General features: G+C 68.9%; 23 protein-coding genes and 1 tRNA gene. 14 read left to right on the top strand and 10 right to left on the bottom strand.

Translation table 11 applies throughout. The features are described 5' to 3' along the window. Window positions 1-277: 277 nt before the first annotated feature. Window positions 278-2080 (top strand): S9 family peptidase, encoded by a 1803-nt coding sequence (locus ACLQ3B_RS09140; RefSeq protein ID WP_425779117.1) that lies wholly within the window; start codon window positions 278-280, stop codon window positions 2078-2080. A 5-nt stretch (window positions 2081-2085) separates the two neighbouring features. Here ACLQ3B_RS09140 and ACLQ3B_RS09135 read toward each other — a convergent pair whose 3' ends face one another. Continuing rightward, window positions 2086-3465: a helix-turn-helix domain-containing protein gene (locus ACLQ3B_RS09135; RefSeq protein ID WP_425779859.1), complete on the bottom strand. Its 1380-nt coding sequence runs from the start codon at window positions 3463-3465 to the stop codon at window positions 2086-2088. A 536-nt stretch (window positions 3466-4001) separates the two neighbouring features. Here ACLQ3B_RS09135 and ACLQ3B_RS09130 point away from each other — a divergent pair. The 9 genes from ACLQ3B_RS09130 (at window position 4002) to ACLQ3B_RS09090 (ending at window position 11912) form a co-directional block, all read left to right on the top strand. Then, window positions 4002-4436, top strand: a complete 435-nt coding sequence (locus ACLQ3B_RS09130) for an NUDIX hydrolase (protein ID WP_425779115.1) — start codon at window positions 4002-4004, stop codon at window positions 4434-4436. Window positions 4437-4479: 43 nt separating this feature from the next. After that, on the top strand, window positions 4480-6384 hold the full coding sequence (locus tag ACLQ3B_RS09125; RefSeq protein ID WP_425779113.1) for a radical SAM protein: 1905 nt from the start codon (window positions 4480-4482) through the stop codon (window positions 6382-6384). Then, window positions 6360-6983 carry a hypothetical protein gene (locus ACLQ3B_RS09120; RefSeq protein WP_425779111.1) on the top strand — a complete coding sequence of 208 codons (624 nt, stop codon included), beginning with the start codon at window positions 6360-6362 and terminating at the stop codon, window positions 6981-6983. The genes ACLQ3B_RS09125 and ACLQ3B_RS09120 overlap by 25 nt, the downstream gene beginning before the upstream one ends. Beyond that, window positions 6980-7708: a hypothetical protein gene (locus tag ACLQ3B_RS09115; RefSeq protein WP_425779109.1), complete on the top strand. Its 729-nt coding sequence runs from the start codon at window positions 6980-6982 to the stop codon at window positions 7706-7708. Before ACLQ3B_RS09120 ends, ACLQ3B_RS09115 begins: the two co-directional genes overlap by 4 nt. Window positions 7709-7717: 9 nt before the next feature. Beyond that, window positions 7718-8353 (top strand): hypothetical protein, encoded by a 636-nt coding sequence (locus ACLQ3B_RS09110; protein WP_425779107.1) that lies wholly within the window; start codon window positions 7718-7720, stop codon window positions 8351-8353. An 11-nt stretch (window positions 8354-8364) separates the two neighbouring features. Continuing rightward, window positions 8365-9255, top strand: a complete 891-nt coding sequence (locus ACLQ3B_RS09105) for a protein kinase domain-containing protein (RefSeq protein ID WP_425779105.1) — start codon at window positions 8365-8367, stop codon at window positions 9253-9255. Between the two features lie 111 nt (window positions 9256-9366). Beyond that, window positions 9367-9531: a hypothetical protein gene (locus ACLQ3B_RS09100; RefSeq protein ID WP_357186169.1), complete on the top strand. Its 165-nt coding sequence runs from the start codon at window positions 9367-9369 to the stop codon at window positions 9529-9531. Window positions 9532-9633: 102 nt separating this feature from the next. Beyond that, window positions 9634-10557, top strand: coding sequence for an aKG-HExxH-type peptide beta-hydroxylase (locus ACLQ3B_RS09095; RefSeq protein ID WP_425779103.1), 924 nt, complete (start codon window positions 9634-9636; stop codon window positions 10555-10557). Beyond that, entirely contained in the window at window positions 10554-11912 is a 1359-nt protein-coding gene (locus tag ACLQ3B_RS09090; protein ID WP_425779101.1) for a serine hydrolase domain-containing protein, read from the top strand. The genes ACLQ3B_RS09095 and ACLQ3B_RS09090 overlap by 4 nt, the downstream gene beginning before the upstream one ends. A gap of 61 nt (window positions 11913-11973) precedes the next feature. On the opposite strand, the gene ACLQ3B_RS09085 is transcribed toward ACLQ3B_RS09090, so the two are convergent. After that, window positions 11974-13590 carry a hypothetical protein gene (locus ACLQ3B_RS09085; protein ID WP_425779099.1) on the bottom strand — a complete coding sequence of 539 codons (1617 nt, stop codon included), beginning with the start codon at window positions 13588-13590 and terminating at the stop codon, window positions 11974-11976. A gap of 418 nt (window positions 13591-14008) precedes the next feature. Here ACLQ3B_RS09085 and ACLQ3B_RS09080 point away from each other — a divergent pair, with 418 nt between their 5' ends. The 3 genes from ACLQ3B_RS09080 to ACLQ3B_RS09070 all read left to right on the top strand — a co-directional run bounded on the left by ACLQ3B_RS09080 (window position 14009) and on the right by ACLQ3B_RS09070 (window position 17274). Then, entirely contained in the window at window positions 14009-14884 is an 876-nt protein-coding gene (locus tag ACLQ3B_RS09080; protein WP_425779097.1) for a replication-relaxation family protein, read from the top strand. Window positions 14885-15300: 416 nt separating this feature from the next. Beyond that, window positions 15301-15549 (top strand): hypothetical protein, encoded by a 249-nt coding sequence (locus tag ACLQ3B_RS09075; RefSeq protein WP_425779095.1) that lies wholly within the window; start codon window positions 15301-15303, stop codon window positions 15547-15549. Between the two features lie 87 nt (window positions 15550-15636). Then, on the top strand, window positions 15637-17274 hold the full coding sequence (locus ACLQ3B_RS09070; protein WP_425779093.1) for a recombinase family protein: 1638 nt from the start codon (window positions 15637-15639) through the stop codon (window positions 17272-17274). Here the strand turns inward: ACLQ3B_RS09070 and ACLQ3B_RS09065 are convergent. The 5 genes from ACLQ3B_RS09065 to ACLQ3B_RS09045 form a co-directional block, all read right to left on the bottom strand. Beyond that, a tRNA-Lys gene (locus ACLQ3B_RS09065) sits at window positions 17249-17320 on the bottom strand. The genes ACLQ3B_RS09070 and ACLQ3B_RS09065 overlap by 26 nt on opposite strands. 134 nt (window positions 17321-17454) lie before the next feature. Continuing rightward, window positions 17455-17955: a cupin domain-containing protein gene (locus ACLQ3B_RS09060; protein ID WP_425779091.1), complete on the bottom strand. Its 501-nt coding sequence runs from the start codon at window positions 17953-17955 to the stop codon at window positions 17455-17457. Window positions 17956-18102: 147 nt separating this feature from the next. Further along, complete coding sequence (locus tag ACLQ3B_RS09055) at window positions 18103-18648, bottom strand: SRPBCC family protein (protein ID WP_425779089.1); 546 nt, start codon at window positions 18646-18648, stop codon at window positions 18103-18105. Between the two features lie 36 nt (window positions 18649-18684). Further along, complete coding sequence (locus ACLQ3B_RS09050; RefSeq protein WP_425779087.1) at window positions 18685-19629, bottom strand: NADP-dependent oxidoreductase; 945 nt, start codon at window positions 19627-19629, stop codon at window positions 18685-18687. Window positions 19630-19700: 71 nt separating this feature from the next. After that, entirely contained in the window at window positions 19701-20555 is an 855-nt protein-coding gene (locus ACLQ3B_RS09045; protein ID WP_425779085.1) for a helix-turn-helix domain-containing protein, read from the bottom strand. 171 nt (window positions 20556-20726) lie between these two features. Between ACLQ3B_RS09045 and ACLQ3B_RS09040 the strand changes: the two genes are divergently transcribed. After that, on the top strand, window positions 20727-21809 hold the full coding sequence (locus ACLQ3B_RS09040; protein ID WP_425779083.1) for an NAD-dependent epimerase/dehydratase family protein: 1083 nt from the start codon (window positions 20727-20729) through the stop codon (window positions 21807-21809). A gap of 136 nt (window positions 21810-21945) precedes the next feature. Here ACLQ3B_RS09040 and ACLQ3B_RS09035 read toward each other — a convergent pair whose 3' ends face one another. From ACLQ3B_RS09035 to ACLQ3B_RS09025, 3 genes are all read right to left on the bottom strand, one after another. After that, window positions 21946-23133 (bottom strand): hypothetical protein, encoded by a 1188-nt coding sequence (locus ACLQ3B_RS09035; RefSeq protein WP_425779857.1) that lies wholly within the window; start codon window positions 23131-23133, stop codon window positions 21946-21948. Between the two features lie 128 nt (window positions 23134-23261). Beyond that, window positions 23262-24011 (bottom strand): ZIP family metal transporter, encoded by a 750-nt coding sequence (locus ACLQ3B_RS09030; RefSeq protein ID WP_425779081.1) that lies wholly within the window; start codon window positions 24009-24011, stop codon window positions 23262-23264. 54 nt (window positions 24012-24065) lie between these two features. Further along, window positions 24066-25241, bottom strand: a complete 1176-nt coding sequence (locus ACLQ3B_RS09025) for a GNAT family N-acetyltransferase (RefSeq protein ID WP_425779079.1) — start codon at window positions 25239-25241, stop codon at window positions 24066-24068. Window positions 25242-25243: the final 2 nt, after the last annotated feature.

Genomic DNA, 25243 nt, shown 5'->3' with positions numbered 1-25243 from the left:
TTCGAATGGCGCGGTCGATACCGGAAATGCGGACAAAGGATGTTGTCCGCATCGAATTTGTTGCTCCCGAACTTGAGCGGCCCGGCGACAGTTCGAGCCGTACCGTCTAGCGGCAGAGGTGAAGTGCTTGCGCGTAGAGTCGGCCGTGTCTGGGGAGCACTCGCGCAGGCTCGGCGGCACGGCAACTTCTGCCGTGCCGTTGCCGGTGCCCCCGGCGGCCGGTCGACGAGGGTTCGCTGTCGTCCGGTCGCGCACGGAGGTCGTTCGAGGAGGAGCCGTGAGGCTGGCGGACAGGATCGCTGAGGTCTCGACGGAGGACGCGGTTCGCGCCTCCGTGAGCTACGACCAGCTGCGTTCCGGGGATGGCGCGCTGTACTGGTTGGAGACCCGCCCCGAAGTCGGCGGGGTCGCGACGGTGACATGTTGGCGGCCCGGCGAGGGTGCGCGAGACGTCAGTCCGGAGGGCTTCGACGTCACCAGCGGCGTTCACGCGTACGGAGGCGGGGCGTTCGCTGTCATTGACGGGACGTTGTGGTGCGTCGGCGGAGACGGCCTTTACCGGAGCCGTCTTCACGACGATCAACTCGAGTTGGTCAGTCTGGGATCCTTCGGCGACCTGACGATTGGCGACGGCGAGTTACTGGCTGTGCGGGAGTCAGAGCATGGTGACGACCTCATCGCGGTGTCGCTCACAGGCGTCCCGGACATACGGGCTCTCGCAACATGCCGGGGATTTCTCGGCGCACCGCGGCCGGGTTCAGGCATGTTGGCCTGGACCACTTGGAGCGAGCCCGACATGCCTTGGGATAGGTGTGAGATATGGGTCGCCTCCTACTCGCCGCGTGGCCAGGTCGGGAACCCGGTAATGCTCGCCGGCGGTTCGGAAGAGTCGGCGGTGGAGCCTAGGTGGGGTCCCGACGGGGCGTTGTACTTCGTGTCAGACCGCAGTGGCTGGTGGAACCTTTACCGGTGGGACGGCCACCAGGTGAAGCGGGTGGCACCGATCGCGGGTGAGTGCGCCGCAGAGCCGTGGGAGCTGGGCTACGCGTCGTACGACTTCCTTGACGACGGCCGGATCGTCGTGGCGGTGCAGGACGGGCCGCGGCACCGCCTCGTCGTCATCGACCCTGACGGCACTGTTCGCCCGGTCGACCTTCCATATACGTCCATCAAGCCCTATCTGGCCGTTCAAGGAACGACGGTGGCATTGATCGGGGCGTCGCCGACTGCGGCCCCACAGGTCGCGCTCGTGCACCTCGCGGCCGCCGATCCTCAGGTGGAGGTGCTTGCCCGGTCGGAGCACGCCAAACTCGACGGGGCGCAAGTATCGACGCCGACGGAACTGCGGGTTCATGTCGCGGGTGATCGAGAGGTAATTGCCTTGGTGTATCCGCCAACGGCCTCGGCGGCGGACTGGCGGGCACCGGTGATCGTGAGGGCGCATCCTGGGCCGACCGCCTCGTGCCTCCTGCGCTTGGACTGGCAGGCGCAGTTCTTCACCAGTCGGGGGTTCGCCGTCGTGGACGTCGACTATCTCGGCAGCACCGGGTACGGCCGGGTCTTCCGGGAAGCGCTGTACGGCCGGTGGGGCCTCGACGACGTTGATGACTGCGCGGCGGTGGCGGACCACCTGCTCGCAACAGGACGAGCCGTACCGGGTCAAGTCTTCATTCGCGGAGCCAGCGCCGGCGGATACACAGCCCTGCACGCCGTGGCGCAGAGCGGTCCGTTCGCTGCCGCCACGGCCGTGTCAGCGATCGTGGATCCCGACCGTTGGGCGGAAACCGTGCCCCGCTTCCAGCGCGCGCACGCCAGACGGCTGCGAGGCGGTGCCGGGCGGGTCAACGCCGCAACCGTTCAGCGGCCGGTGCTGCTCGTCCACGGCACCGCCGATGACGTGGCGGTGGTCGAGGATGTGCGGGAACTCGCCGATCAGCTGACAGCTCACAGCGTGCCCCACGACATGCTGCTTCTTCCCGACGTCGGCCACTACGTCGCGACCTCCACCCAGGCGGGCACGGCGCTGGAAGCGGAACTCGCGCACTACCGTTTCGTGATGACGGCTGCGGCTGCCGATTAAGGGAACTACACCGCAGCCAGCGGTAGTTGAGAACGCACGTACTCGCCGAACTCACGGACCTCCGGCTCACACCGGTAGGGCTCAAGATCGGCTTGCACTTGAACGATGCGCTCTAAACAGCGGTGCGAGGTGGTCCGCGCGGCATGATCCACCGCCATTCGGCCGGCGGCGCAGGCTTCGTCGATGCGGCCAGCGGCAGCCAACGATGAGGCCAGGAGCGCGGTGTCGATGGCCAGTCGGCGGACATGTGTGGGACTCAGCGCGGCAAGGGCATCGCCCAGGTGCCGTTGGGTCTGCTGCGGCCGGCCCAGATCATGGAAACAGTGGGCAAGCTCGTCGGCGAGATAGGCCGGATCGAAGTACTGGATCCACAGCGGCTCGTCCTCGGTCCTGCTGCTGCGATTCAGTCGCCTCTCTGCGATGTCGAGGTGGACCATGCAGTCGCTTTCGCGTCCGAGGCGGGCGTACGTCCGCGCCACCACGGCGTGTAGCGCGGCTTCCACGGCGGGCGTCGCCTGATTCTCACTACCCCTCACCGCCGTGAGCGCCATCCGCAGCGCCGGCTCGGGATGGCCGCAGTGCAGCGCCAGGTGGCCGATGTTCACGGCGAGCAGGTAGCTGCCGTAGAGGCAGTCGTCGGCGGCCTGCGTCAGCCGCAGAGCGCGCAAGTAGCGGCGCTGAGCGAGACCGTGGGCTCCGGTGTCGACTGCCTGATACCCGCACAGTTCGAAGAAGCCCGCCGCCAGCCTGTACAGGCGCCTACCGATCGCTTCAGAGGCGGGGCTATTCGCCAGCAGGCGGTTCAGTTCCCCTTCGACATACCGCTGCACCTGGGCATGGACTCGTCCGGCACCGTGGGTGTGGTCCAGCTGCCGGAACATCGCCAGAGCGGTCTCAGCGGAGCTGAGGTCCTCCTCGCGAACCTGATCAGGTGAGCCGGGCCGGCCGGCCGCAGACAGTCGGGGGCCGGCGGCAGCGTTCAGCCAGTCCAGAGCGGCGCGATCGAGGACACCTGGCTGGAACGGAACCCGGACGACCATGTCGGCCAACCCCGAGTTCTCCGCCGGCTGAGTGGAGAGCAGGGTGATGGTGCCCGTCGGCGCCGTCGCTAGCTTGGCCGCGTTGACCCGATTCTTCTCGAGCAGCGGTAGCAGGCGCATCAAGGCACCACCGGTCGTCAACGCCTTGTCGCATGCCTCGACGAACTCCCGCGAGGGGAACCGGTCCGCCGTCTCGACTCGACGCACCAGGTCGGCACTGAATCGGATCATGGCACCCAGCCGCGCCTGCGAGAAACCGGCGTGCTCCCGTAACCGACGCAGCTCGGCACCGAAGAAGTGGCGCTCAGACATGGACGGTTGAAGCGCCCGCGGAGTCTGGCCCATGACACCGCCTTTCAGGCCGCCCACTTCCGGATGGCATTGAGCAGCGTGGACATCGCGCACCTAGGGTCACTCAGCGTTCAGCGCGGCGCAACCAGGAACGACGAAATGGTGTCGATCCGAACCCGCTCATGGGGCGAGCGCCATGCGGACAACCACTCCGTCCGCATGCTCGGTGTTCACGACTGCCGCTCGAAGGGTGAGGGTGTGGAGGACGGGGTGCCGACCACTCGTCAATCCGCTTCGGATCTTGAGGAACCCTCGGAGGTGGTAATGGAGCACGAGACGAGACCATCCTCCGTGGTCTTGACGGGTGCTGGGATCGGGACAGAGCCCGCAGCTCGGGCATCAGGCGATGAGCCCAGTGCAACGCCCCTCCTCATGGGTCACTTGGCTCTTCATGACGTTCGGTAACCAAACCTAGACTCAAGGTCGTTTGCCTAGCGGGTCGGCGGGCGCTGCTCAGCAGCGCATGCAGTTCCGTTAATACCTGTGGGCCTACGAGCTTCTGAAGTCAACGAATGAAGAGGGGTTCTCCCATGCCGGAGCGGGTCACCAAGGAAAAGGTTCTCTGCTACGTCGTACGTGACGGTCAACTGCTGGTCTTCCGGCACACCGATTACAGCTACGAGGAAGTCGGCATCCAGGTTCCGGCCGGCAGCATCCGCGCCGGCGAGACGCCGGAGGCGGCGGCGCTGCGCGAGGCCGGCGAGGAAACCGGCCTGAAGGACTTCAAAGTCGTGCGGAAGCTCGGCGAGACCGAGTACGACATCAGCCCGTACCGGTTCGAGCTCCAGCACCGCCACGTCTTCCACCTGGAACTGACCGAGCCGACGTCCGAGCGGTGGATGAGCCAGGAGGACCACGACGGGGAGCAAGAACCAACGCACTTCGAATGCTTCTGGATTCCGCTGGAGGCCGCCCACATCCTCCAGTCCGGCCAGGGCGCCCTGCTGGGACGCCTGTACGACTGATCCCCGCCCGGTCACGGCCACGGCCACCCCTGGGAGGCAGCCGATGTACGGCACCACCGATCAGCACGACCCGATGGCCCATCTGTACCGCGGCCTCGACGTCGAAGACGCCGACAGTGCCGTATCGGTGATCTTGAAGCTACGAGGTGAAACCTGCGACATCGACTGCCTGTACTGCTACGAGAAACGCAAGGAGGCCCCGGGGGGAGCCCGGATCGACGTAGGTCAAGTGCGTCGTCTCACCGAGCTCTTCTCGGGGCGTCCGCTCGCCGTGGAACTGCATGGCGGCGAGCCGCTGACGGCCGGACGCGACCATGTCGCCGAGGTCCTGCGCGAACTGGCATCCCAGCCCAGCGTCGTGCGGGTATCGATGCAAACCAACGGCATGTTGCTCGATGAGCAGTGGCTGGATCTGTTTGACGCCCTGTACCCGCGCCTCCAGATCGGCATCTCCCTCGACGGGGACGCGGCGGGCAACGCCTGGCGGGTTGGATACGACGGCCAGCCAGTCTACCCGCGCGTGGCCAACGCCCTGCGGCTACTGGCCGAGCGCGGCCGGAAGGTGGGCGTGATCGCCGCGGTCACGCCGACCGTGCTCGGCCGTGCCGAGGCCGTCCTGGACCACCTCGCCGGCTTCGAGGCGGTCAACGCCGTCAGCTTCGTACCCTGCTTCGATGCATCCGTCAAAGACACCACCGCTGCCCAAGGGGAGCGCCTTCCCGCGAGCCGGATCCTTCAGCGCGCGGCTCTGCGCGGCTCACAAGGGCCCGGGTGGGCGACCACCCCGGACCAGTACGCCGAATTTGTACTCGCCGCCACCGTTCGCTGGATCGGCGCTGGCCACTTCGCCCGGCTGAAGCTAGAACCGTCCGTATCCACCATCCGACGGTTGCGCGGGCTGGATACCGGCTTCTGTCACTTCTCCAACCTGAAGTGCGACCACGTCTTCACGCTCTATCCGGACGGACGGCTCGGCAGTTGTGACGAACTGCCCTGGCCACAGGCCCAGCTCACCCTGTTGGACCAACCCTCCGGGCAGAAGGCGGTCGTCGCGGCTCAGCGGCGGCTGCCGCTGCTGAACCAGGGCAAGGCACTCATGGAGCGGTGCACCACCTGCGCATACCGGTCCACCTGCGGCGGCGGCTGTATGGCCACCCGTTGGCGTCAGGACCAGGCCGGTGACCAGGACGCCTACTGCGACTACCGGATGCGGATGATCGACGGCATCGCCGCACTCCTCGCCCAGCCCGCCCACCCGGCAGGGGCCTGGTGCCGCAAGGTGCGCTCGCACCCGCGTATGCCGAACAGCATGCGTGACGTCGCCTCATTCCTCGCCCACTGGGACCACCCCGAGGCGAACCGCCCACCTGTACGGCTGCGCACCAGCTCGCACGGCAACATCAACACCGTCGGCCTGCCCGGCGTGCACGAGGCCGATGACCTCGACCCGGCCCACCCCCAGTGGCGAGAGGCGATCGAGCCCGGCGTCCGCTCCCTGGTCGACGCCGTCACCCAGGACTGGCGCCTGATCACGTATGACAGCTGCCAGGGACATCTCTATCCAGGCCTTGATCTGCCGCCCGCCGAGCGCCGGGTCGGCATCCTGCCGCGTGACCGAACCGAGTACGCGCGAGCTGCTGCGGCCCTGTGCCGCGCGATCACCGCAGTGACCACCGACCTACCCGACGCAGTGCAGGTGGCCGTCGGGCGTGCGGAGCTGAGGTGCGAGACCACCGGACGTGCGAGCCCCGTACTCGACTTGGTGCTGCGCCGGGGCACCAGGCACGGCTGGCCGGCGTACTTCGATGCCGTTGACGCGGCCACCCGCGCCGTCACCGACGCGCTACGCGGCGAGCGGCCCACCGAGGACGGCTGCTATTGCCCAGCGCCTCAGAGCACTGCTTCGACCAGCGAGGAGGCGGCATGGGTAGCGTCACGGCCTCGCTGACGATCCATCAGTTGCTGGGGCGCATCGTGTACTTCCACGCCCTGTTCATCGAGCCCGCACTCCTTCCCAGCGCCGCGCGCCGGCCTGGCCCGGTGTGCTGCAACCATGGCCCGGACTCGGGCCGCAGCACCGTCAGTGAGTTATTGACGGACTCCGCCTGGGCGGCCCTCGTTGAGGTCGCAGCCACCCTCCCCGCCCATGATCATCCGTGCCCGATGGCCAACGGCGCGTGCTGTGCTACCTGCCGCGTTGTGGTCGCAGCCGCAGCGGTCGGAGCTGGATGGGCGCAGACCGAGCACCGCAGCTACCAGCGGGCTGAGCCTGCCGAAACGCTCCTGCGCTCCTGCCGGCTCATGGCGGCGGCACGGCTGGGGCGGGCCTTCGCCACACAGCACGTCGCTTGGTGCCCGGCGTTGGACCAGTTGGCGGTGTGGGAGCCGCTGCCCGGCGCGGAGGAGCTGCCGTTGACCGGCGAGCTGCTGGCCCTGTGGGCCAATCCGGCCGCTAACCCTCACCACCCTGTGGCCAGTTGGCTCAATCACTGCACCGGCCTGGACGACGTCCGCCGCGTGCTCGAGACGAGGAGGACCTACTCGTGATTCACATCGCCGAGACCGTCGCGGTCGGCAGCGTCGAGGGATTCGTCGACACCGAGGAGCGGGACCAGCTCGCAGCCGTGATGAACGACTTCCTCAGCGATGAGGCCCGGCTCCGCTTCGGCGCGAGGCGGGCCAACTCCATCCATGAGATCCCCGGTCGCTCCAAGGAGCAGGCCATGGCCGTCTACGAGCCGGCCGGACGGATCGAGGTCCCAAGGATCCCGGACAGAGCCGAGGCACTGCTTCAGCATGCCTTCGACCGCGCCCGCCCCGCTCTGTCCCGCGTCATGCCGTCGATCACCGCTTGTCGGCCGTGGACCTACGTCGAGTACGGCCCCGGCCAGCACATCACCGGCCACCTCGACGGCATCGCCCCCGACCCGTTTGCTTGGCCGCGACAGATCGCCGGCATCAGCGTCGTGATCCGTGAGGCCGAGGCCGGCGGCGCGTTCTACGTCGAAAGCACGTCCAGCGACCGCCTGTGGAACACCCGGCTGGAGCACGACGCCCGGGAACAGGGATACGCGGGCGGTATGTGGCTGGCCCACGACGGCGCCGACCACTCCGCTGACTGGTATGCGGCCATGCCCCGAACCCGATGGAGCGTGAGCCCCGCCCCCGGCACCGCCCTGCTCTACGGCTCCCAGCTCACCCACGGCACCAAACCGGTCTCTCTCGGCCGCGTCGCGAAGTTCATCAGCTGGCTGATCGCCGAGAAGAACTAGGAGCGAGGCATGCTGCTGGTCTTGGAAGGAATCGCTGGAGCCGGGAAGAGCACGCTACGCGACCGGATCCTGGCCAACGCCGCCTGCGAGAGCATCCGCCTCGGGCACATCGGCCAATTCTCCTGGCTGTCGCTGGAAGCGACCCGCTCCATCGTCAGCCTGCGGGCCGGCCGTCCAGCAGCAGACGGCGTGCGGGCGGTGGCCGCGGTCCGCCGCGACCTGGAACTCCATGCTCGCCATAACCTCGCTCCCGCGCTGTCCCTCGGCCCGGTCATCGCCGACCGGCTCACCTTGTCGACCGCCTGCCTGATCGCCCTGCTGCACGACCGTCCTGTCGCCCACTACGTTCAGCAGCTCGCCGAGGTCACGGCCGCGCGGGCGGACCTGATCGTCCTGCTCACCACCGAGCCCGAGCTGTGCCATGCCCGGCTGTCCGAGCGGCCCACAACGCGTCGCTTCGGGGAGGACCGCCCGACCGCCGCTCGGTATGCCGACCTGTACGAGCAGGCAGTCAACGCGTGGACCGAGGCAACCGGCCTGCCCGTGCTGCGCCGCCCGTGCACCACCAAGCCCGACCTCGACCGGCTGGCCGCCGCCTGCCTGGAGCGGCTACGCCAAACCGCACCGGATGCGGCGCGAACATGAGAAGGCAGCCCATGCACCTGCACCCGATGCACCCAGCCGCCTGGGTCCTTGACCAGCTTCGCTACGCCGGCTGGCACGTCCACGACCTCCTCTGCTTCACTCGCGCCAGCACGCTCGTGCTCGCCAGCCGCAACGGGACGCCTCCGGTGGTTCTCAAGGCCGGCTTCGGCAGCAACCACGTTCTGGCCGACCTCGACGAGGCCACCCGCAAGGCCGCCTACGGCTTCTACTGGTACGCGGAGATGACCGAGGCCGAAAGGGCCTTGACCCGTGAGGACTTCCGCCACGAGATCGCCGTAACCCACGCCGCCCAAGGCGCCGAGCACGTCGTGCCCCTGCTGGAGCAGGGCAGCACCGACCGGTTCGACTGGTACACCATGCCCCACTTCGTCGGCGGCAACTTCGGGCGGTACCTCACCACCGCCCTCAACCGAGACCAGGTGACGGCTGGGCTCAGTATCTTGGCCGACGTCGCCGAGGGTCTGCGCACCCTGCACGAACGCGGGATCGTGCACCGCGACGTCTACCAGGAGAACATCCTCATCCACGACGGCCACGGGCTGATCACCGACCTTGGCGCCGCGCGCCGGACAGAAACCTCGCGCGGCCCCGCCGCTCGGGGCCCGGAGGTGCATTGGCCGCCGGAGTACGCCACCTCCTACGACCGCGCCACCCCAGCGGCGGACACCTTCAGCCTCGGAGTCCTGACCTACCGCTACCTGTGCGCCGACATCCCCCGCTACGGCCCTTCCCTGCTGCACACCGCGCCCGCCGGACTCCGCCCGATCATCACCGCGGCGCTCGCCCAAGCACCCGAGGACCGGCCCGCCATGAGAGAGCTGCGCGACGCCCTGCGCCAGGCGGCCACTCCCGCCGCCACGCCGGCCCAGCGCAGCAGTTGACCCACCACCCATCGGAAGGAGACGCGGTGCCCACCGCCCGCTCGCCGCCACAGGAATCGGCTCCAGAAGGTGCACGACCTAAACCCCTTTTCGGAAAGGACGAGCGCACTCATGGACAACGACCGGATCAGCGACTTCCTCGCCGCCGTGGACGACCTTCGCGGCGACGACGAGACCGTCCGCAGCACCCGTCACACCTCCAGCGTCTCCGCCGAGGGCTGGCCGACCGCTGAGGCCCCGGCGAGCACCGCGGCACCCGAGGGCACCGACGTCTGAACGCCCCGCATCACACCGACGGCGCGCCGTCGGTGAGTACCTCCTGGGGCCGGACCCTCACGGGGCCGGCCCCAGCCCCAGCCCGTCGGAAGGACCCACCCCGTGGAAGCGCCCGCCATTTCCTTCTCGTTCGCCCCCATTCAGGCCTACCACCGCGACCGCACTCGCCGGATACGCGCCGCCCTCAAGCCCGCCGCCCGGCCGACCGTCAACATCCCCGACTCTTCGGGGTCGGACGCCGCCGACTACTGCTTGGCCCACCACGTCCTCGAAGGTGCCGAGGCCGCCGCCCGCTCCCGCGAGACCGCCACCTTCAACTGGTACGGCGCCCACCCGGACGCGAACGCCTCAGCGCTATCGACCCCCACCTCCGTCGGTCCGCGCATCGTCCTCGCCCCCGAACTGGACCGCCTGCCCCGCTCGACGATCTCCGATACCCCCTACTACGTACTGAACTCGGACACCACCGCCGCCCCGCCGGACCTACGGGAACTGGCCGCCGCCGCATACGCCAACGGCGCGAAGACCGGTTTCGCCGACCTTCTCGCCGGCCACGCAGTCGTCGTCTGCCTGCTGCGCCACAAGAAGCTCGGCGACACCCTCGACAGCTGGACCCTCAGCCGGCTGCCCGGCACCATCTTCTGCGACCACATCAACGAGCCCGTCGTCCTGGCTCGCGACTTGATTCACGAGGCGGGCCACAACTGGCTCAACGACGCCCTTGGCGCCACCGCCTGCGAGATCAGCGACGAAGTCAGGTTCTACTCCCCCTGGAAGGAGACGAGCAGGCCCGCCTTCGGCTTCCTGCACGCCTGCTTCGCCTTCCCCCTCACCATGATCTACGCCGCTCGTGTCCTGCCCGAAACAAGCGGCGACCTGTACCGATTCCTGACCGCTTACTTGGGCCAGCAGCGCGGACTGCTTGCCACCACCGCCGCCGACCACGACCGAGCACTTGCCCTGATCACCAACCCCACATTGCGGGAACGCCTGCGCTCTGTCCACCGCGAAGCCCTCAGCCTGTGAACTCCACCGACACCTCGGTCCCCGCTGCCGAGACCGCCCTCGCGGTCCGGCTGGGCGAGCCCGGCGTCATCCTGCGCGTCAGCCAGGCCGGCCATCCGACGGCGCAGGCGCACACCGGATTGGCCAGTCTCGAACTCGCCGCGCCCATCGGGGAGAACACCGCCTTCAACATCGGCTCCGTCGCCAAACAGATCACCGCGTACCTGTGCATCCGCGCCGCCCGCGACCGCCTCCTCACCCTTGACCGGCCCGTCGGCGACATCCTGCCCCGCTTCCGCATCCCCGGTGTCACCGTCGGCGACCTCATGCAGCACCGCGGCGGCATCCGGGACGCCGAGTCCCTGCTGTCCCTGGCCGGCTTCCGCGAACTCGACCACTACACCGCCGACGACCTGCTGCAACTCGCCTACCGTCAGCAGCACCGCGCCGTCGAGCCGAGCCGCTTCCTCTACAGCAACACCGGTTACCTCCTCCTCGCTGAAGCGCTCACGCACGCATACGGCGCCGGACTTCACGAGATCGCCAGCCAGCAGGTCTTCATCCCGCTCGGCATGGCCTCGGCCCGCTTCAAGGCCGATCCACGAGAGGTGATCCCCGGTGCCGCCGCCAGCTACCAGGCCGTCGCCGGCGGATGGCAGCACCAGCAGCGCCCGGTCACCCTGCCCGGCCCCGGCTCCCTGTGGTGCGCCGCCGCGGACCTGGACCGCTGGCTCGCCCACCTCAGGCACGAATGGCACCCCTCGGTCGACGACGCGCTCCCGTTCGAACAGCACCTCAGCTACCAGCCCAGCGATCACGCGCCGTTCAAATACGGCGCTGGGCTGTACGCCGATCCGCGCCCCGGCCGCACCGCCGTCTTCCACTACGGCCACGAACAGGGGTTCTCCGCCGCCGCCCACCTCACCAACTCAGGGCTCCGCGCTATCTGCCTGTCAAACCACGCCGGAATCGCCGCCGACCAGGTACTCGCCGCGGCCCTCGCCGACCCCACCCTTGAATCCGGCGCTGATCCGGGCGAACTGCTGTCTCGCGCGTTGGCAAGCCTTCCTGCGCCCAAGACCACCACCTCCACGGGCAGCGCCGACACCGAACCGGCTCACACGTCGCTCGGAACCTTTGTCTGCGACGAGGTTCCTGGCGCCGTACGCCTGACCCGCAGTGCGGGCTCGCTGTACTTGTGGCGTCGGGGAACCCTCGACCGACTCACCTGCACCGGGTCCACGTACGTTGCGGACGGCTACACACTCACACTCGACACCTCTTCGACGGCGAATGAGGTTATGTCGACGCCGAACGGCTTCGTTCTTGATCTCGACCGCGCACCGGGCCTGCACTATCAACGACGGTCCGACTGACCCACGGCCACCCACCACAACGCCAGCTGGGGATGGGTCGAACTGCGGTTACAGGTTGTGACTATTTTCGCCACCAGGTGGCTCGTCCACGCATGCCGTGATGCCAGGTGTCCGCCTGGAGTCGGGCGTTGTCGATGGCCTGCTGGTCGCGCTCGGAGCGGTATTCGCGGTGGGGCTCGTGTGGGCTCCAGTCGCCGATAAAAGGCCGTAGGTCGCCGGGCTTGGGTTCGATGTCGAAGCCGATCCCGGCAAGAGCTCGATCTCCTTGAGTGGGGTCGAGACGGTCGGCGGCGTCTCGCGCCCACTCAATCCAACGGTTGCGGTTCTCCGACTCGGCCGGTTCTTCGGGCGCGGCCTGTCCGAGGGCGTCACAGAAGGCGCGGATCTCGTTGGCGGAGATCCAGGAATCGTAGGCCCGCCGGAACGCCTTCTTACGCAGGAGCTCTGCGGCCTGAGGGCGGGCCTCATCGATGGCGGCCTGCCAGCGGCGACGCTCTTCCGCCCGCTTCCTTTCTTGCTCGGCGACGTATTCGTCATGGGCTCGCTGGGCGGCCAGTTTCGCTTCCTCGTCGGCGGCGATGCCGGCTTCGACGTCCCGGATGATGCGGGGAAGGCGTTTCTCCAGGGTGGTGCGCTTGTCGTCGGTCCAGGTGTCCTTCTTATCCCAGCCGGTGCGGGCGATCTCCATTCGCAGCCGGCCGGAGGCGACCCGGTCGGTCTTGGGAAGCACCATCCACCGGTTACGCCGCAACTGTCGGGCCTCATCCTCGGTGGGGACGTGGGGGATGTCGTCGTACTCCTCGATCAGCCTGACCTTGCGACGGGTCTTGTCGACTTGAAGGTAGACCGACGGGGTCTTGGTTTTGGTGTTCACCCCGACCCGATGGCCTCGTCGTCGGGCTTCGGCTGCGAGGCCGCGGATCAGGTCCAGCGCCCGGGGGACGGATGCTTTCGTGACTTCCAGCCCGGCGGGATTCGTTGCCAAGGCGGCAAACACGAGGTCAGGGTCGGTGGTAACGCGGCGGGTGTTGAGTCGGATCCGGTTCCAGTCCGTCTCGTCCGGGTCGTCGTCGTTGGACAGGCGGATGATGAGGTCTCCGGCGGCGCGGCCGGTGTGCTTGAGGTGGAACCCAGCGGGTACGAGGCCGTGCTGCTTGGCGGCGTGGATGACCCGCCGATACCGGGCGCGTTCCTCAATGTCGGGGCTGTCGACTCGCAAAGTCCCGTCCTCGGCTTGAAGGCGTTCGACGAGTTGCCTGGCCTGTTCGATCGTCGCGGCGGTTGTGGACCGCGTCGAGCCGGCCGCCGTGGTCGTCTCGCCGGCTCGCGGCTGGGTCGGGGCTGGTTTACCTTGCGTGGCGGTGACGGTGGTCCGGGCGCGCTGGCGGGGTGCCGCCCTCCCGGCCGAGAGGCGGTCCGGGTGGTCGGGGTGGATGCCGTTGTCGAGGTAGAAGCGGCCGGCGTCGGTGATCTGGGCCCGCCACACGCCGCCTCGGCGGCTGACGTCAACGAGCCGACGGGCCTGCAACGCCCGGGCCGAGAGACGCTGGTCAACCCCGTCGGGGCCACTCAGGTCGTCCCCGTCACCGATCCGCCGCAGCAACAGTAGTTGGTGTTCCTTCAGCGGATCCCATTTCTGCACGCTCTCGACCTTCGACGGCCACGAGCTGATCCGCAAGCAGCGACACTCGTCTTCGCCTGACGCAGGTGGAGTCAGACGCGCATGGCGACATCGGGCCGGCGGGTGAACCCCGGCGCAGACAAATCCACCCACCCTCGCGGCGCCGCTACACCGGTTCCATCTGACCTCCACAAATGCCCCTTCCTCACCTTGGAGTACACCCTGTTCACGCATCGATGTTCACCGCCGCCGCTGGCGGCTACCGCACCATCAACGTCTCCCGCTGACAGAGTCGGGCTTGACCTCCCGTTGCGGGTCCGGCCGACTCTCCCACTTGGCGTCCCGCTTCAACAGGACCCCCGAACGGACCCTTCGGTTCGGCTCACAGCCCAGGTCAGGGCCACTGTCAGCAAAGTCTGTCGTGATGCGACAGACCCTCCGACTGGGTCTCTCCCCCCTGGGATGGTGATGACGCATGCCTGATCAGCTGCTTCGTGTGCAGTCCCAGCTCACCGGCCGCGACCTCGTCCTGCTCGGTTGGCTGGCCGATCACGGTGTTCTCACCTCCTTCCAGATCGCCAATGCCCTTTTCCCCTCGGTCGATTACGCCCAGGAACGCCTGCGGGCCCTGATGCAGAAGTTGGGGGTAGTGGACCGGTTCCGGCCGCAGAAGCCCGACGGCGGCTCCTACCCCTACCACTACGTGCTGGCGCAACTCGGCGTCGAGGTCGTCGCCGCGCAGCGCGGCGACGACCTGCCGCGCAGGGACCAGGCCCGGCGGAAGCGTTGGCACCTGACGAGGCGGGCGAACCTGCCGCATCTGCTCGGGGTCAACGGCTTCTTCACCGCCCTGGCCGGTCACGCCCGCACCCATCCCGGCAGCGAGTTAACGCGCTGGTGGCCGGCTGGACGTTGCCAGCAGACGGGGGCCTTCGCCGAGCCCGACGACGATGTCGCGGCCCGCGCTTATACGCCGAGGTCGCGGCCGGATGGGCACGGCATCTGGGTCGAAGGCGACCGCAGGGTGCCGTTCTTCCTGGAGTACGACCTCGGCACCGAACGGCCGCTTTCCCGACTGGTCGACAAGATCGACGGCTACCGGGAACTCGCGCACGCCACCGGCCGGATCTGGCCGGTGTTGTTCTGGCTGCACTCCCCGGAGCGGGAGCGGCACCTGCATCAGGAACTCGCCGCCGCCGGGACCATTTACCCGGTGGCTACCGCCGTGCACGCCGAGGTCACTGGCGTCACCCCGGCCGAGGCGATGTGGTGGCTGCATCGCTACCACGGGGCGTCGATGCGTTTGGCCAACCTCCCTGTCGGAGGCAGCCGCAGCGAACAGGCCGGCTGACCCACAGCGCGGACCCATCCCCGGTGACCGGACACGCGCCCACACAGGCGGCGACAAGGGCCATCCCGCCGTTGACCAGGCGGCTCCGCGGCGCGCGTGCGAGCGGTAACTGTCCGCGCCTTTCTCCCGTCGAGGAAGGGCGGACGGTACCTCTGCTCTCGCCACGACAGCAAGCCTTCGAAACTGTCAGCCGCTCTCCGACCCCTGCGTGAGTTGTCGTGAGTCGCTGACAGTCCGAATCGTCTGCCGGTGACAGCGCTGCGAGCTATCGTCCGCGCCCCTCACGCCAGGCAGCCGTGACCGCCGCAGCGGGCTCTTCCGCATCAATCGGATCATCGCGCGCATTCGCGCAGGAAAGGAAACCGCATGAACGAAGGACTCCGACCCCAGCAGCGACACACGCTTTTCGGAGGACCGTGGCCACCGCGCCCCATGACGACGAAAATGCCGTCCGGAGCTATCCTGACGACCCGCATTCCCGTACCGCCACCAATAACGGCGGTGCGAAAACCACCTCGACCGGCGGAAAGGAAACGACGATTCCGATGCGTATCGCACGCGTCGACACCATTCCCATGACTGCCGAAGACCTCGACAACGCCGCCGAAGCCCTCGCCGTCCTACTCAACCAGTTCTGGCGCGAACACCCCGACCTCGCCGCCTGAAACCCTCGCCCGACACCGGGCGGCCCACCCGCGCGTGGGCCGCCCGTCGGCCGAGCCACCCCAACCCCGCACGGAGGAACCACCCTCATGTCAGGCAAGCCCACCCCCACCAGCGCACCGAAGCGACGCGGCCGACGCGCCCCCACGAGCACCCAGCCCGACACGTCGACCGGCCCGTGCCGGGTGTGCATCTACATCCGGCGCTCCACCGACGACGAGCACCAGCCCTTCAGCCTGCTCGCCCAACGCACCGCCCTGCGTAAGTACGTCGAGAGCCACCCCGACTGGGTCATCGTCTGCGAATTCGAAGATGACGCCTCCGGCGCCACCACCGACCGCCCCGGCTTGAAAAAGGCACTCGACGCCGCGAAAGCCGGCATGTTCGACGTCCTACTCGTTTACCGAGTAGACCGATTCAGTCGAAGCCTCGCTCACTTCATCGATCTCGCCGCCACCCTCGACGCCGCCAACGTGCGATTCGCCTCCGCCACCGAACCCGTCGACACCGGCGGTGCGATCGGTCGCATGATGCTGCAATTCCTCGCCGTGTTCGCCGAATTCGAACGCAACATGATCATCGACCGGGTGAAGAGTGGTATGACCGCGAAAGCCAGCAAAGGCCAATGGGCCGGCGGCAACCGCCCCTACGGCTACCTCGTCGAGCGCGACACCCAACGCCTGGTGCCCCACCCCGACGAGGCACCCATCCTGCGCGACATCTTTTACCTCTACACGCGCGACCGTCTCGGCACCCGCGCCATCGCCACAGAGTTGAACTCCCGCGGCGTCCCCAACCGCACCGGCAAAAAGTGGTCCGGACACACCATCAACCGGATCCTGGACAACCCCGCCTACGTCGGGGACATCGCCTACCGCGACATCCTCGTCCCCGACGCCCACGACGCACTTATCGACCGAGACACCTTCCGACGAGCCCAGGACATCGCCAACGCCCGAGGCGACGTCCAAACCCAGCGGGCCATGTCCGACTCGGACTACTACCTCACCGGCCTGTTGACATGTCCGCAGTGCGGACAGCGCTACATCGGCACATCCGCCAAAGGCCGGACCCGCCGCTACCGCTACTACACCTGCTTCACCCGCACCCGCTACGGCAAACACGCCACCTGCACCGCACCCCGGCTCCCCGCCGACGACCTCGACCACATGATCCTGCGGGCCCTACTCGACTTCTACACCACCGCCGAACCCGTCCTCGCCGCCATGATCGGACGCGCCCACACCCAACACGACACCACCAACGACGACCGGCGGGCCGAACTCACCGCCATCGCCCACCAGATCACCAGCACCGAGAACGCGATCGACCGGTATCACGCGGCGTTCGAGAACGGCACCATGGACGACGCCACCGCCGGACCACGCATCCGCGAACTCCGCCAGCGACTGGCCCAACTCCAGGCCCGGCACACCGAACTCGACGCCGGCCTGACCGCCCAGCCCGAGCCCCCGCCGCCCGGCACCGTCGCCCGCATCCGCGACCACCTCAGCGCCATCATGACCAGCGGCACCGCCACCGAACGCAAAGCCGCCATCGAAACGCTCATCGCCGAAGTCCAACTCACCGACCAGGGAGTCGTCCCCGTGTTCAAGATCCCCACCGACACGACAATGCCCCCGCCCGGAACGGACGAGGGCACTTCAGGAGTACCACCGGTTCGCACAATGGTGCGGTCGGTGGGCCGCCAGGGACTCGAACCCTGAACCTATGGATTAAAAGTCCACAGCTCTGCCATTGAGCTAGCGGCCCGCGCGCTCAGGTTACCCGACCGTCTGCGCCCCGGCTGATGTCCGCCCCCGGTCTACAGGAGCGATGCTGATCTACACCCGCGGCGGATGCTGCTGCCCGGGCTCGATACCGTCAGTACGTCAGCGGTTGGCTGGTCACAGGAACTCGCTGCGGTAGGTCGAGGCCAGTTCGGCACCGCGGCGGCGGCGTTCGGCGAGTTCGTCAGGTGTGAGCTGCGGCGGCGGTGCGTCCTTGCCCGCGACGACGTCGCCGATGCGGGTGAAGTACTCGTCCTGCCCGGCCGGGGTGCACATACAGAGCATGTGGGCCGGCGCGCCTGAGGTGTTGCGGAAGTTGTGCGGTGCGTTGGCTGGGATGTTGATCGTGGAGCCGGCCCGCACGACGCGCTTCTCACCACGGAAGGTGAACTCGATCTCGCCCTCCAGGATCGTGAACATCTCCTCGAAGTCGTGCCGGTGCGGTGGCGGCCCGCCACCGTCGGGCACGCGCATGTCGATCAGGCAGTACGCGCCGTTGGTCTGCTCACCCGTGATCAACATTCCGTAGGTGTTGCCCACCAGGGAGATGTAGGTCGTGGCGGGATCGTCGGGGTTCGCCACGGTCAGCGAGCGAGTGGGATCGTCGTCGGGAATCATCGAAATCGTCTCCTGGAGTGTGTGGTCGGTTGGTTCGATTGGCCGGGCGACGCTGCGTCGCCCGAAGGCAACTCCACGGGGCCGCTCATTCGATCCTCGTGGAGAGCGCCGCCACCTCGCGTGCTTTCCGGTGGCTGGCCGAAACTGCTACAGCTGCGGCTCCTGCGCCTCGGCCACCTGCACGCACCGGCGCAGGGCAGCCGCCATGTAACGGCGCCACATGGGGGCGAAGGGACCGGCGAGGATAGGGCGCCGGCCGGGAAGCGGCTTGAATTCGTAGGTCCAGCGGATGAGGGTGCCGTTCCCGTCGGGGTTGAAGTTGAACTCGCCCCGCACCCCGGCCGCAAGGCGGGAGAGGACGTTCGTGAACCCGGTCAGCTGGTACGCGAAGATCGAACCCTCCGTGTACTCGGTCAACTGCTCGTTGGCCTGTGACCCGTCCTCGAACTGCGGGTTACGGGTGGGTCCGACGTGATCCCAGGCCTCCGTCTGGTTGGTTACGCCCGTGACGCCCGGGAACGGCCCGACCCTGTGGAAAACGCTCGGCAGGTCGATGGGCGCGATCACCCGGAACGCGGTGGCGGGCGCCACCCAGGTGCGTCGCTGGACCGTGACCGACACCGTGCGGTCGGTCGGGCTGATCAGCAGCGGTTTGGCCGGAGTGCCTGACGGGCTCGTGCGGCTGTCGGTCATCGGGTCCGTCCTCGGGTGAATGGTTGGGCAGGCGAGTCAGGCCGTGGGCGCGAGGATGACGGTCTTGCCCGGCAGTTCGCCCGCGCCGGCCCGGGCGTGGAGTGCGGGCAGGTCGGCCAGCGCCACCCGCTCGGCAACCTCGACGCGCAACTCGCCGGTGCTGATCCGAGCGGCCAGGTCGGCGAGTTGGTCGGCGTCGCTGCGGACGAACAGGTCGACGCCACGCACATTGCGCGCCTCGTCGGAGGGGGCGGGCATCCAGACGGTGGTGTTGACCAGGGTGCCGCCGTCCCGGATCAGCGTGACCAGCGCGGCCAGCTGTTCGGGGGAGATGGGCGCGAGGTTGAGTACGAGGTCGACCGGCTCGGTCACCGCCGCTGTCACGTCGGTGGTGGTGTGGTCGATCACCTCGTCGGCGCCGGCAGCCTTGACCCGCTCGGCGCTGCGTGGGCTGGCCGTGGCGATCACGTGGGCCCCGACCTCCTTGGCCAGCTGCACCGCGTATCCGCCGACCGCGCCGCCGGCGCCGTTGATCAGCACCCGCTGACCGGCGGTCAGCTTGCCGTGGTCGAACAGCGCCTGCCACGCGGTCAGGCCCACCAGCGGGAACGCCGCCGCGTCGGCCAACGGGATGTTCCTGGGTGCCCCCGTCAAGATCTCTGCCGGCGCGAGCACATATTCCGCAGCCGCCCCGGTCCCCGTCATCGGCAGGAAGCCGACGACCTGGTCGCCGACGGCGACGTCGTCCACGCCGTCACCGAGCGCGTCGACCGTGCCGGCGACGTCGAGGCCTGGAGTGTGCGGCAGCTCCACCGGGATCGGGCCCTGCATGAAGCCCGCACGGATGTTGCCGTCGACGCCGTTGAACGACGTCGCGGCGACGCGGATCCGGACCTGCCCGGCTCCGGGGGTGGGCTGCTCGACGTCCTCGTAGCGGAGGACCTCAGGACCGCCGAACTCGTGGAAACGCACTGCCTTCATTGCTGAACCTGCCTCGGTGAGTGCCGTCGATGTGCTTCGAACGTCACTTACCTTCACAGGATCCGGCGCGGTTAGCCTGGGCCGGACTGGCCCACCTTGATGATGGTCGGTTCCCCCGCGACGCCGACGATCTCCGTGAGACGCGCCGCATCGGCCGAGCCGGGTGCCGCGGTGAGTATCAGCGCCGCCAGATCGTCGCCCGGGATGGCGAGCAGGCTGCCGACGAGCGTGACGGCGCCGGCGTCCGGATGAATGAACGCGGCGCTGCTCTCGTAGGCCGCCACCGGTCGTGGCGCGCGCCACAGGGTGTCGAACAGGCGGCTTCGGCTCCGCATCTCGTCCACCAGCGCGGCGAGCGACGCGTCGGCCGGGTAGCGCAACAGCGCGCTCTTCAGGCGGGCGGCCAGGATCGATTCGTGATCGGTCGCGTCATCCCGGGACTGCTTGAAGCCATTGAACGGATCGCAGAACGTACGCCACGCGATGTTCCACTCCCAGGGTTGCCCGGTGAGTTCCCAGTGCCCCAGGGCCAGGAACGCGCTGTTCACGGCAACGAGATTCATCGCCGCGTCGGAGACGAACATCGGAGTGTCGGTGAACCGCTCCAGCAGCCGCATCGCGCCCGGACCGACCTCGTTCGGCACCTGCCCGTCCGCCGCGGCGTACCCGGCCAGCGCGCAGAGCCGCTCGTACTCCGCCCGCCCGATCCGTAACGCACGGGCGATGGCGTTCACCACCCCGGCGGACGGGTGGCTGCGCCCCTGCTCCAACCGTCGTACGTAGTCCGCAGACATTCCCGCCAGCTCGCCGAGCTCCTCCCGTCGCAACCCCTGCACCCGGCGACGACCGATCGGCAGCCCGACAGCCGCAGGCGCCGTGCTCTCCCGCAACTGGCGCACCGCGGCACCGAACTCGTGGCGTTCCACAGCCCAATTGTGCCCGAGCAGCCCGGACAGCCCTCGGTCTTGATCGACTCGGGATTCCGGAAGTCGGGCGGTCCGGGGCGCTCGGATACCGCGACTTTCAGGAAGTCGAGTGGATCAAGCGGGTGCGCTGGTGGGTGGTTGAGCTGCTGCTGGGCGGGTACGGGGTCGGGCATGCGGATCGTGGTGGTGGGGGCGAGCGGCAACGTCGGTACGGCCTTGCTGCGGCGGCTGCGCCGGGAGCGGGGCGTGGAGTTGGCCGGGGTCGTTCGACGGTTGCCCGGCCCGGATGCCGGCGAGCCGTACGACCAGGTGGAGTGGCACTCCTGCGACATCGGCGCGCCGGACGCGGTCGGGCAGCTCGCCGAGGTGTTCGCGGGTGCGGACGCGGTGGTGCACCTGGCCTGGCAGATCCAGCCCAGCCACGACCAGCGGATACTGCGCCGGACGAACGTCGACGGCAGTCGGGCGGTGATCAACGCGGTGGTCCGGGCCGGTGTGCCGGCCCTGGTGTACGCCTCGTCGGTCGGCACCTACGCGCCCGGCCCGAAGGACCACCCGATCAGCGAGCAGTGGCCGGCCACAGGTGTGCCCGGATCGTCGTACAGCGAACACAAGGCGGAGGTGGAGGCCCTGCTGGACGGGGTCGAACAGGATCACCCGACGCTGCGGGTGGTACGGATGCGACCCGGGTTGATCTTCCAGCGGGCCGCCGGTGCGGAGATCACGCGTTACTTCCTCGGCCCGCTGGCGCCGGTGCGGCTGCTGCGCTTCGGCCGGATCCCGCTGGTGCCGACGAACCGCCGCTTGCGGATGCAGGCGGTGCACGCCGATGACGTGGCTGACGCGTACACCCGGGCGGTGTTGGGTGATGCGCGCGGCGCCTTCAACGTCGCCGCGGACCCGGTGCTCACTCCGGAGCTGGTGGCCCGGCACTTCCATGGTTGGACGGTGCCGGTCGCCGCGCCGGTGCTGCGGGCGGCGGCGGCGCTGACCTGGCGGGCGCGGCTGCAACCTGTCGACGCGGGCTGGGTGGAGCTGGGTCTGAACGCCCCGCTGATGTCCAGCGAGCGCGCGGAGACCGAGCTGGGCTGGCACCCCAAGATCAGCGCGCTGACGGCGCTCAGGGAACTCTTCGCCGGAATGGCCGACGGCGACCACACGACAAGCCCACCGATGTCCGGCGCACGGGACCTGCCCGGTCGCCCCGCCGCCCTCCTCCACGCCCGCCCCCCAGGCGAGGGAAACCCCTACTGACCCCAACCCCAACCCCAACCCCAACCCCACCGCGTTGATCAAGAGGTTTCGGTCAGAAAACACCGTCCCGATGACCGAAACCTCTTGATCACCCGAGGAGGGGGCGGGGCGGGGGCGGGGCGGGGCGGGGGCGGGGTTAGGAGAGCTTGGAGTTGGTCAGCGTGGGGTTGCGGGCACCCAGGAAGAAGATGCCGGGGAAGCCACGGGTCTCGAACTTGCCGCTGGGGTTGCGGCGCAGTGTCGAGTTTTCGATCCTCATCGTGCCGGTGCGGTTGTTGCTCACGAAGAAGACCGCGCCGCCGCCCTCGTTGGCCTTGTTGTTCTCGATGATCGTGCCGGCGATCCGTACGGTGAACTCGTTGCCGTCGCAGTAGATCGCGCCGCCGCTGCCGCCGCCGGGCGTGCCGGACTTGGCCGGGTTGGCGCCGCTGCCGATCGCCTCGTTGTGGCTGAGGATGCTGTTCAGCACCACCCAGGAGACGCCGATGCTGCTCAGCGCGCCTCCGTTGGAGCAGGAACCACCGTCGAAGGTGCTGCCCACCACGTACACCGGCTTGTTCTCGTACTGGCTCAGCACCCGGACGGCCGCGCCACCCAGGTCGGGCCCGGTGCGGTCGCAGCGGTTGCGGACGAAGCGCGAGTTGACCACCTTCAGCCGCCCACCGCGTACGAAGATCGCCCCACCGCCGCCGCCCTCGGCCTTCTCGCCCGTGGAGTTGCCGTCGGCGAAGGTGAGGTTCTGCACGGTGAGTTGCGGGTGATCCTGGTTCTGGCAGTGCGAGGTGGTGAAGCCCTGGGCCTCGTCGCAGGTGTTCATGTAGAGGATGCGGCGCCGCCCCTGGCCACTCAACGTGACAGTGCCGCCGCCGTCCAGCACGACCTTCGGCCCGTTGGCGTTGCGGACCTTCGCGGTGGCGGCCATCTTGATGGTCACCGGAGCCGGTCCGCAGTTGAACGTGATGACACCGCCGGCCGCGACGGCCTTCACGACCGCCGCGGAGGTGCAGCTCGCCGCGGTGCCGGCACCGATGGTCCGGGTCGGCTTCGAGGTGTCCACCGCCCGCGCCTCGGCCGGCACGGCGGCCTTGCCGTTCGGGTTGCCGGCCGCGAGCACCTTGGTGGCGGGCTTCGGGCTCGCGTTGGCCCCTGGGCCGCCGAGGCCGTCGCGGGCCCCCGGCGCTTCGCCCTGACCGCTCGCCGTCGGCAGGGCCGTCGGCGAGGCGGACGAGCCGGCCTCGAAGGTGGGGGCCGGGTCGTCGGGCGCGCAGGCGGGCAGGGTCGCGGTGGCGACACCGAGGACGAGGAGAGCGGCAAGCGACGTCATGCGCACCCCGTGATGCTAGGAGCCACGACGGCGTCGCGACGAATCCGCCGAGCCGGTTTAATGCGCCGCTAAGCCACGCCGGGCGCGGGCCGCGTCGGTCCGGCGTCCGCCCCGGCGATCAGGCGGGGTCAGGTGTGGGAGAGGGCGAAGGCGGTGAGGAAGCCGGCGACCGTGATCAGACCGACCAGTAGGTGCGCGTTCTCGAACGCCTCCGGGACCATGGTGTCGGTGATCATGGCGAGGATCGCCCCGGCGGCCAACGCCGTGATGCCAGCCAGCACCTCCGGCGGCGCGCCACCGAGCAGCGTGTTGCCGACCAACGCGGCGGCCCCACTGATCAGCGCGATCCCGGTCCAGAGCAGGAACACGTACCGTCGGGGGCGGCCGGCCTGGCGCATGCCGGCCGCGCTGGAAAGCCCCTCCGGAACGTTGCTGAGGAACACCGCCGCCACCGTGACCAGGCTGACCGCGCCGCCGCTGAGCAGGCTGGCGCCGATCACGACCGATTCCGGTACGCCGTCGAGGAGCGCGCCGACGGCCAGCGCCGACCCGGAGCCGGGCTGCTCGCTCTCGGAGGGCTGTTGGTCGCCGGACCGCTTCCGGTGCCGGGCGCCGTGCCGGGCCAGCGCCACGTTGGCGAGGGTGTAGACCACCGCGCCGACGGCAGCGCCGAGAACTGTGGGCAGCAGCCCGCCCTGTGCGTGCGCCTCGGCGATCAACTCGAATGACACGGCGGAGAGCAGCACCCCCGCGCCGAACGCCATGATCGACGCGATGACGCGCTGCGGCACCCGGGCGAACCAGCCGATCGCTGCCCCGACCAGCAGAGCCGACCCGGCCAGCAGCCCCCACCCACCCGCCTGTAACCACTCCGGCATTCGCGGGACGGTACCCATGGTCGCCGGAGCGACAAACCCGATTGTGAGGCGGGCTCAGAAGTCGGCGAAGAGGTACGGCACCCGCCGGGGGAAGAGGCCGCGCAGCTCCGTGGCGGCGTCCTCCGGCACCTCACCCAGACCGCGTAGCGGCAGCTCGGCCGGGTCCAGCACCCCGTACGCGAGGGCGGAGAGCCCGGCGGCGGTGAGCGTGGCGGTCGGGGCGTGGCCGGTGGTGTCGTCGACCAACTCCAGCACGCCGGTCGTGCCGTCGAGCAGGTGTTTGCCGGCCAACCAGCGGTCCCCGGTCAGCTCGATCCGCACCCGGCCCGGGCCGGCGGGCAGTCCGCGCAACGCGTCCAGCGACAGCAGGCGGGCCATCGGCGCGGACGATCCCGGCACGGCCGTGCGGGCCTCGACGTGTACGTCCAGGTCGGTCAGCCACAGCTCGGGCAACTCGTCGGGTGGAACCTGGACGGTGATCCGCTCGATCTGGTCGACGTGCCGGGCGAAGAACTGCAACAGCAGCGTCCGCGCGAGCGGGTCGGTGACCAGCAGTTCGTTGCCGTGCAGCGTGCCGCCGTGCTCGTCGATCCGGTACGTCACCGCGCCGGTGACCTGCCCGGCCACCCGGGCGGTGAGCAGCCAGTACTCGTCCCGGTCGCGCATGCCGACCGCCCGATGGTCGGGGAAGATCGCGAAGCCGTGTCGTTCCTGGAGGTTGCGCTCGGTGAACGCCCGCCATGCCGGATAGCCGGCGGCGATGCGTTCCCAGCTCACCTCGCCGGGCAGGTCCACCCGGAGCAGCGAGCCCAGGTTGGCAGGTGTGAAGGTGACCCGGCGGGGCTTGGGCAGCCCGACGTAGCCGAAGCGGGCGTAGAAGCTGGGCCGGAACGGGTAGAGCGCGCTGACCGGGTGCCCCTCGTCGCGCATCTCGTCGAGAAGTTGGTGCAGCAACGTCCGGACGTGCCCCTGCCGGCGGGCCAACGGATGGGTCGCGACCCCGGCGACACCTGCCATCGGCAGCACCACCCCGCGCAGGTTCTGTCGCATCGGAATGGCCGAGACGGCGGCCAACGTGGTGCCGTCCTCCTCGGCGATCAGCGTCCGATTGCCCTGGTTGTAGGGCAGGTAGTCGCGGAACTCGGCGGTCCGGGCGGCACTGAGCGGCGAGGACTCGAAGGCGTACGCGGCCAACGGGAAGCTGGTGGTGAGACGGTCGTCGTCGGTCACCC

This window comes from Micromonospora sp. DT53, from assembly GCF_049841535.1.
In the GTDB taxonomy this organism is placed as follows: domain Bacteria; phylum Actinomycetota; class Actinomycetes; order Mycobacteriales; family Micromonosporaceae; genus Micromonospora.
Note: the sequence above shows the minus strand (reverse complement) of the source record. Positions and strands in the feature narration are given on the sequence as shown.

Excerpts from the sequence above, each read along its gene's own strand:
- ACLQ3B_RS09135 (WP_425779859.1), bottom strand. The coding sequence starts at position 3,465 with ATGGGCCAGACTCCGCGGGCGCTTCAACCGTCCATGTCTGAGCGCCAC.
- ACLQ3B_RS09130 (WP_425779115.1), top strand. The coding sequence starts at position 4,002 with ATGCCGGAGCGGGTCACCAAGGAAAAGGTTCTCTGCTACGTCGTACGT.
- ACLQ3B_RS09125 (WP_425779113.1), top strand. The coding sequence starts at position 4,480 with ATGTACGGCACCACCGATCAGCACGACCCGATGGCCCATCTGTACCGC.
- ACLQ3B_RS09120 (WP_425779111.1), top strand. The coding sequence starts at position 6,360 with ATGGGTAGCGTCACGGCCTCGCTGACGATCCATCAGTTGCTGGGGCGC.
- ACLQ3B_RS09110 (WP_425779107.1), top strand. The coding sequence starts at position 7,718 with ATGCTGCTGGTCTTGGAAGGAATCGCTGGAGCCGGGAAGAGCACGCTA.
- ACLQ3B_RS09105 (WP_425779105.1), top strand. The coding sequence starts at position 8,365 with ATGCACCTGCACCCGATGCACCCAGCCGCCTGGGTCCTTGACCAGCTT.
- ACLQ3B_RS09100 (WP_357186169.1), top strand. The coding sequence starts at position 9,367 with ATGGACAACGACCGGATCAGCGACTTCCTCGCCGCCGTGGACGACCTT.
- ACLQ3B_RS09080 (WP_425779097.1), top strand. The coding sequence starts at position 14,009 with ATGCCTGATCAGCTGCTTCGTGTGCAGTCCCAGCTCACCGGCCGCGAC.
- ACLQ3B_RS09070 (WP_425779093.1), top strand. The coding sequence starts at position 15,637 with ATGTCAGGCAAGCCCACCCCCACCAGCGCACCGAAGCGACGCGGCCGA.
- ACLQ3B_RS09060 (WP_425779091.1), bottom strand. The coding sequence starts at position 17,955 with ATGATTCCCGACGACGATCCCACTCGCTCGCTGACCGTGGCGAACCCC.
- ACLQ3B_RS09055 (WP_425779089.1), bottom strand. The coding sequence starts at position 18,648 with ATGACCGACAGCCGCACGAGCCCGTCAGGCACTCCGGCCAAACCGCTG.
- ACLQ3B_RS09050 (WP_425779087.1), bottom strand. The coding sequence starts at position 19,629 with ATGAAGGCAGTGCGTTTCCACGAGTTCGGCGGTCCTGAGGTCCTCCGC.
- ACLQ3B_RS09040 (WP_425779083.1), top strand. The coding sequence starts at position 20,727 with ATGCGGATCGTGGTGGTGGGGGCGAGCGGCAACGTCGGTACGGCCTTG.
- ACLQ3B_RS09035 (WP_425779857.1), bottom strand. The coding sequence starts at position 23,133 with ATGACGTCGCTTGCCGCTCTCCTCGTCCTCGGTGTCGCCACCGCGACC.
- ACLQ3B_RS09030 (WP_425779081.1), bottom strand. The coding sequence starts at position 24,011 with ATGCCGGAGTGGTTACAGGCGGGTGGGTGGGGGCTGCTGGCCGGGTCG.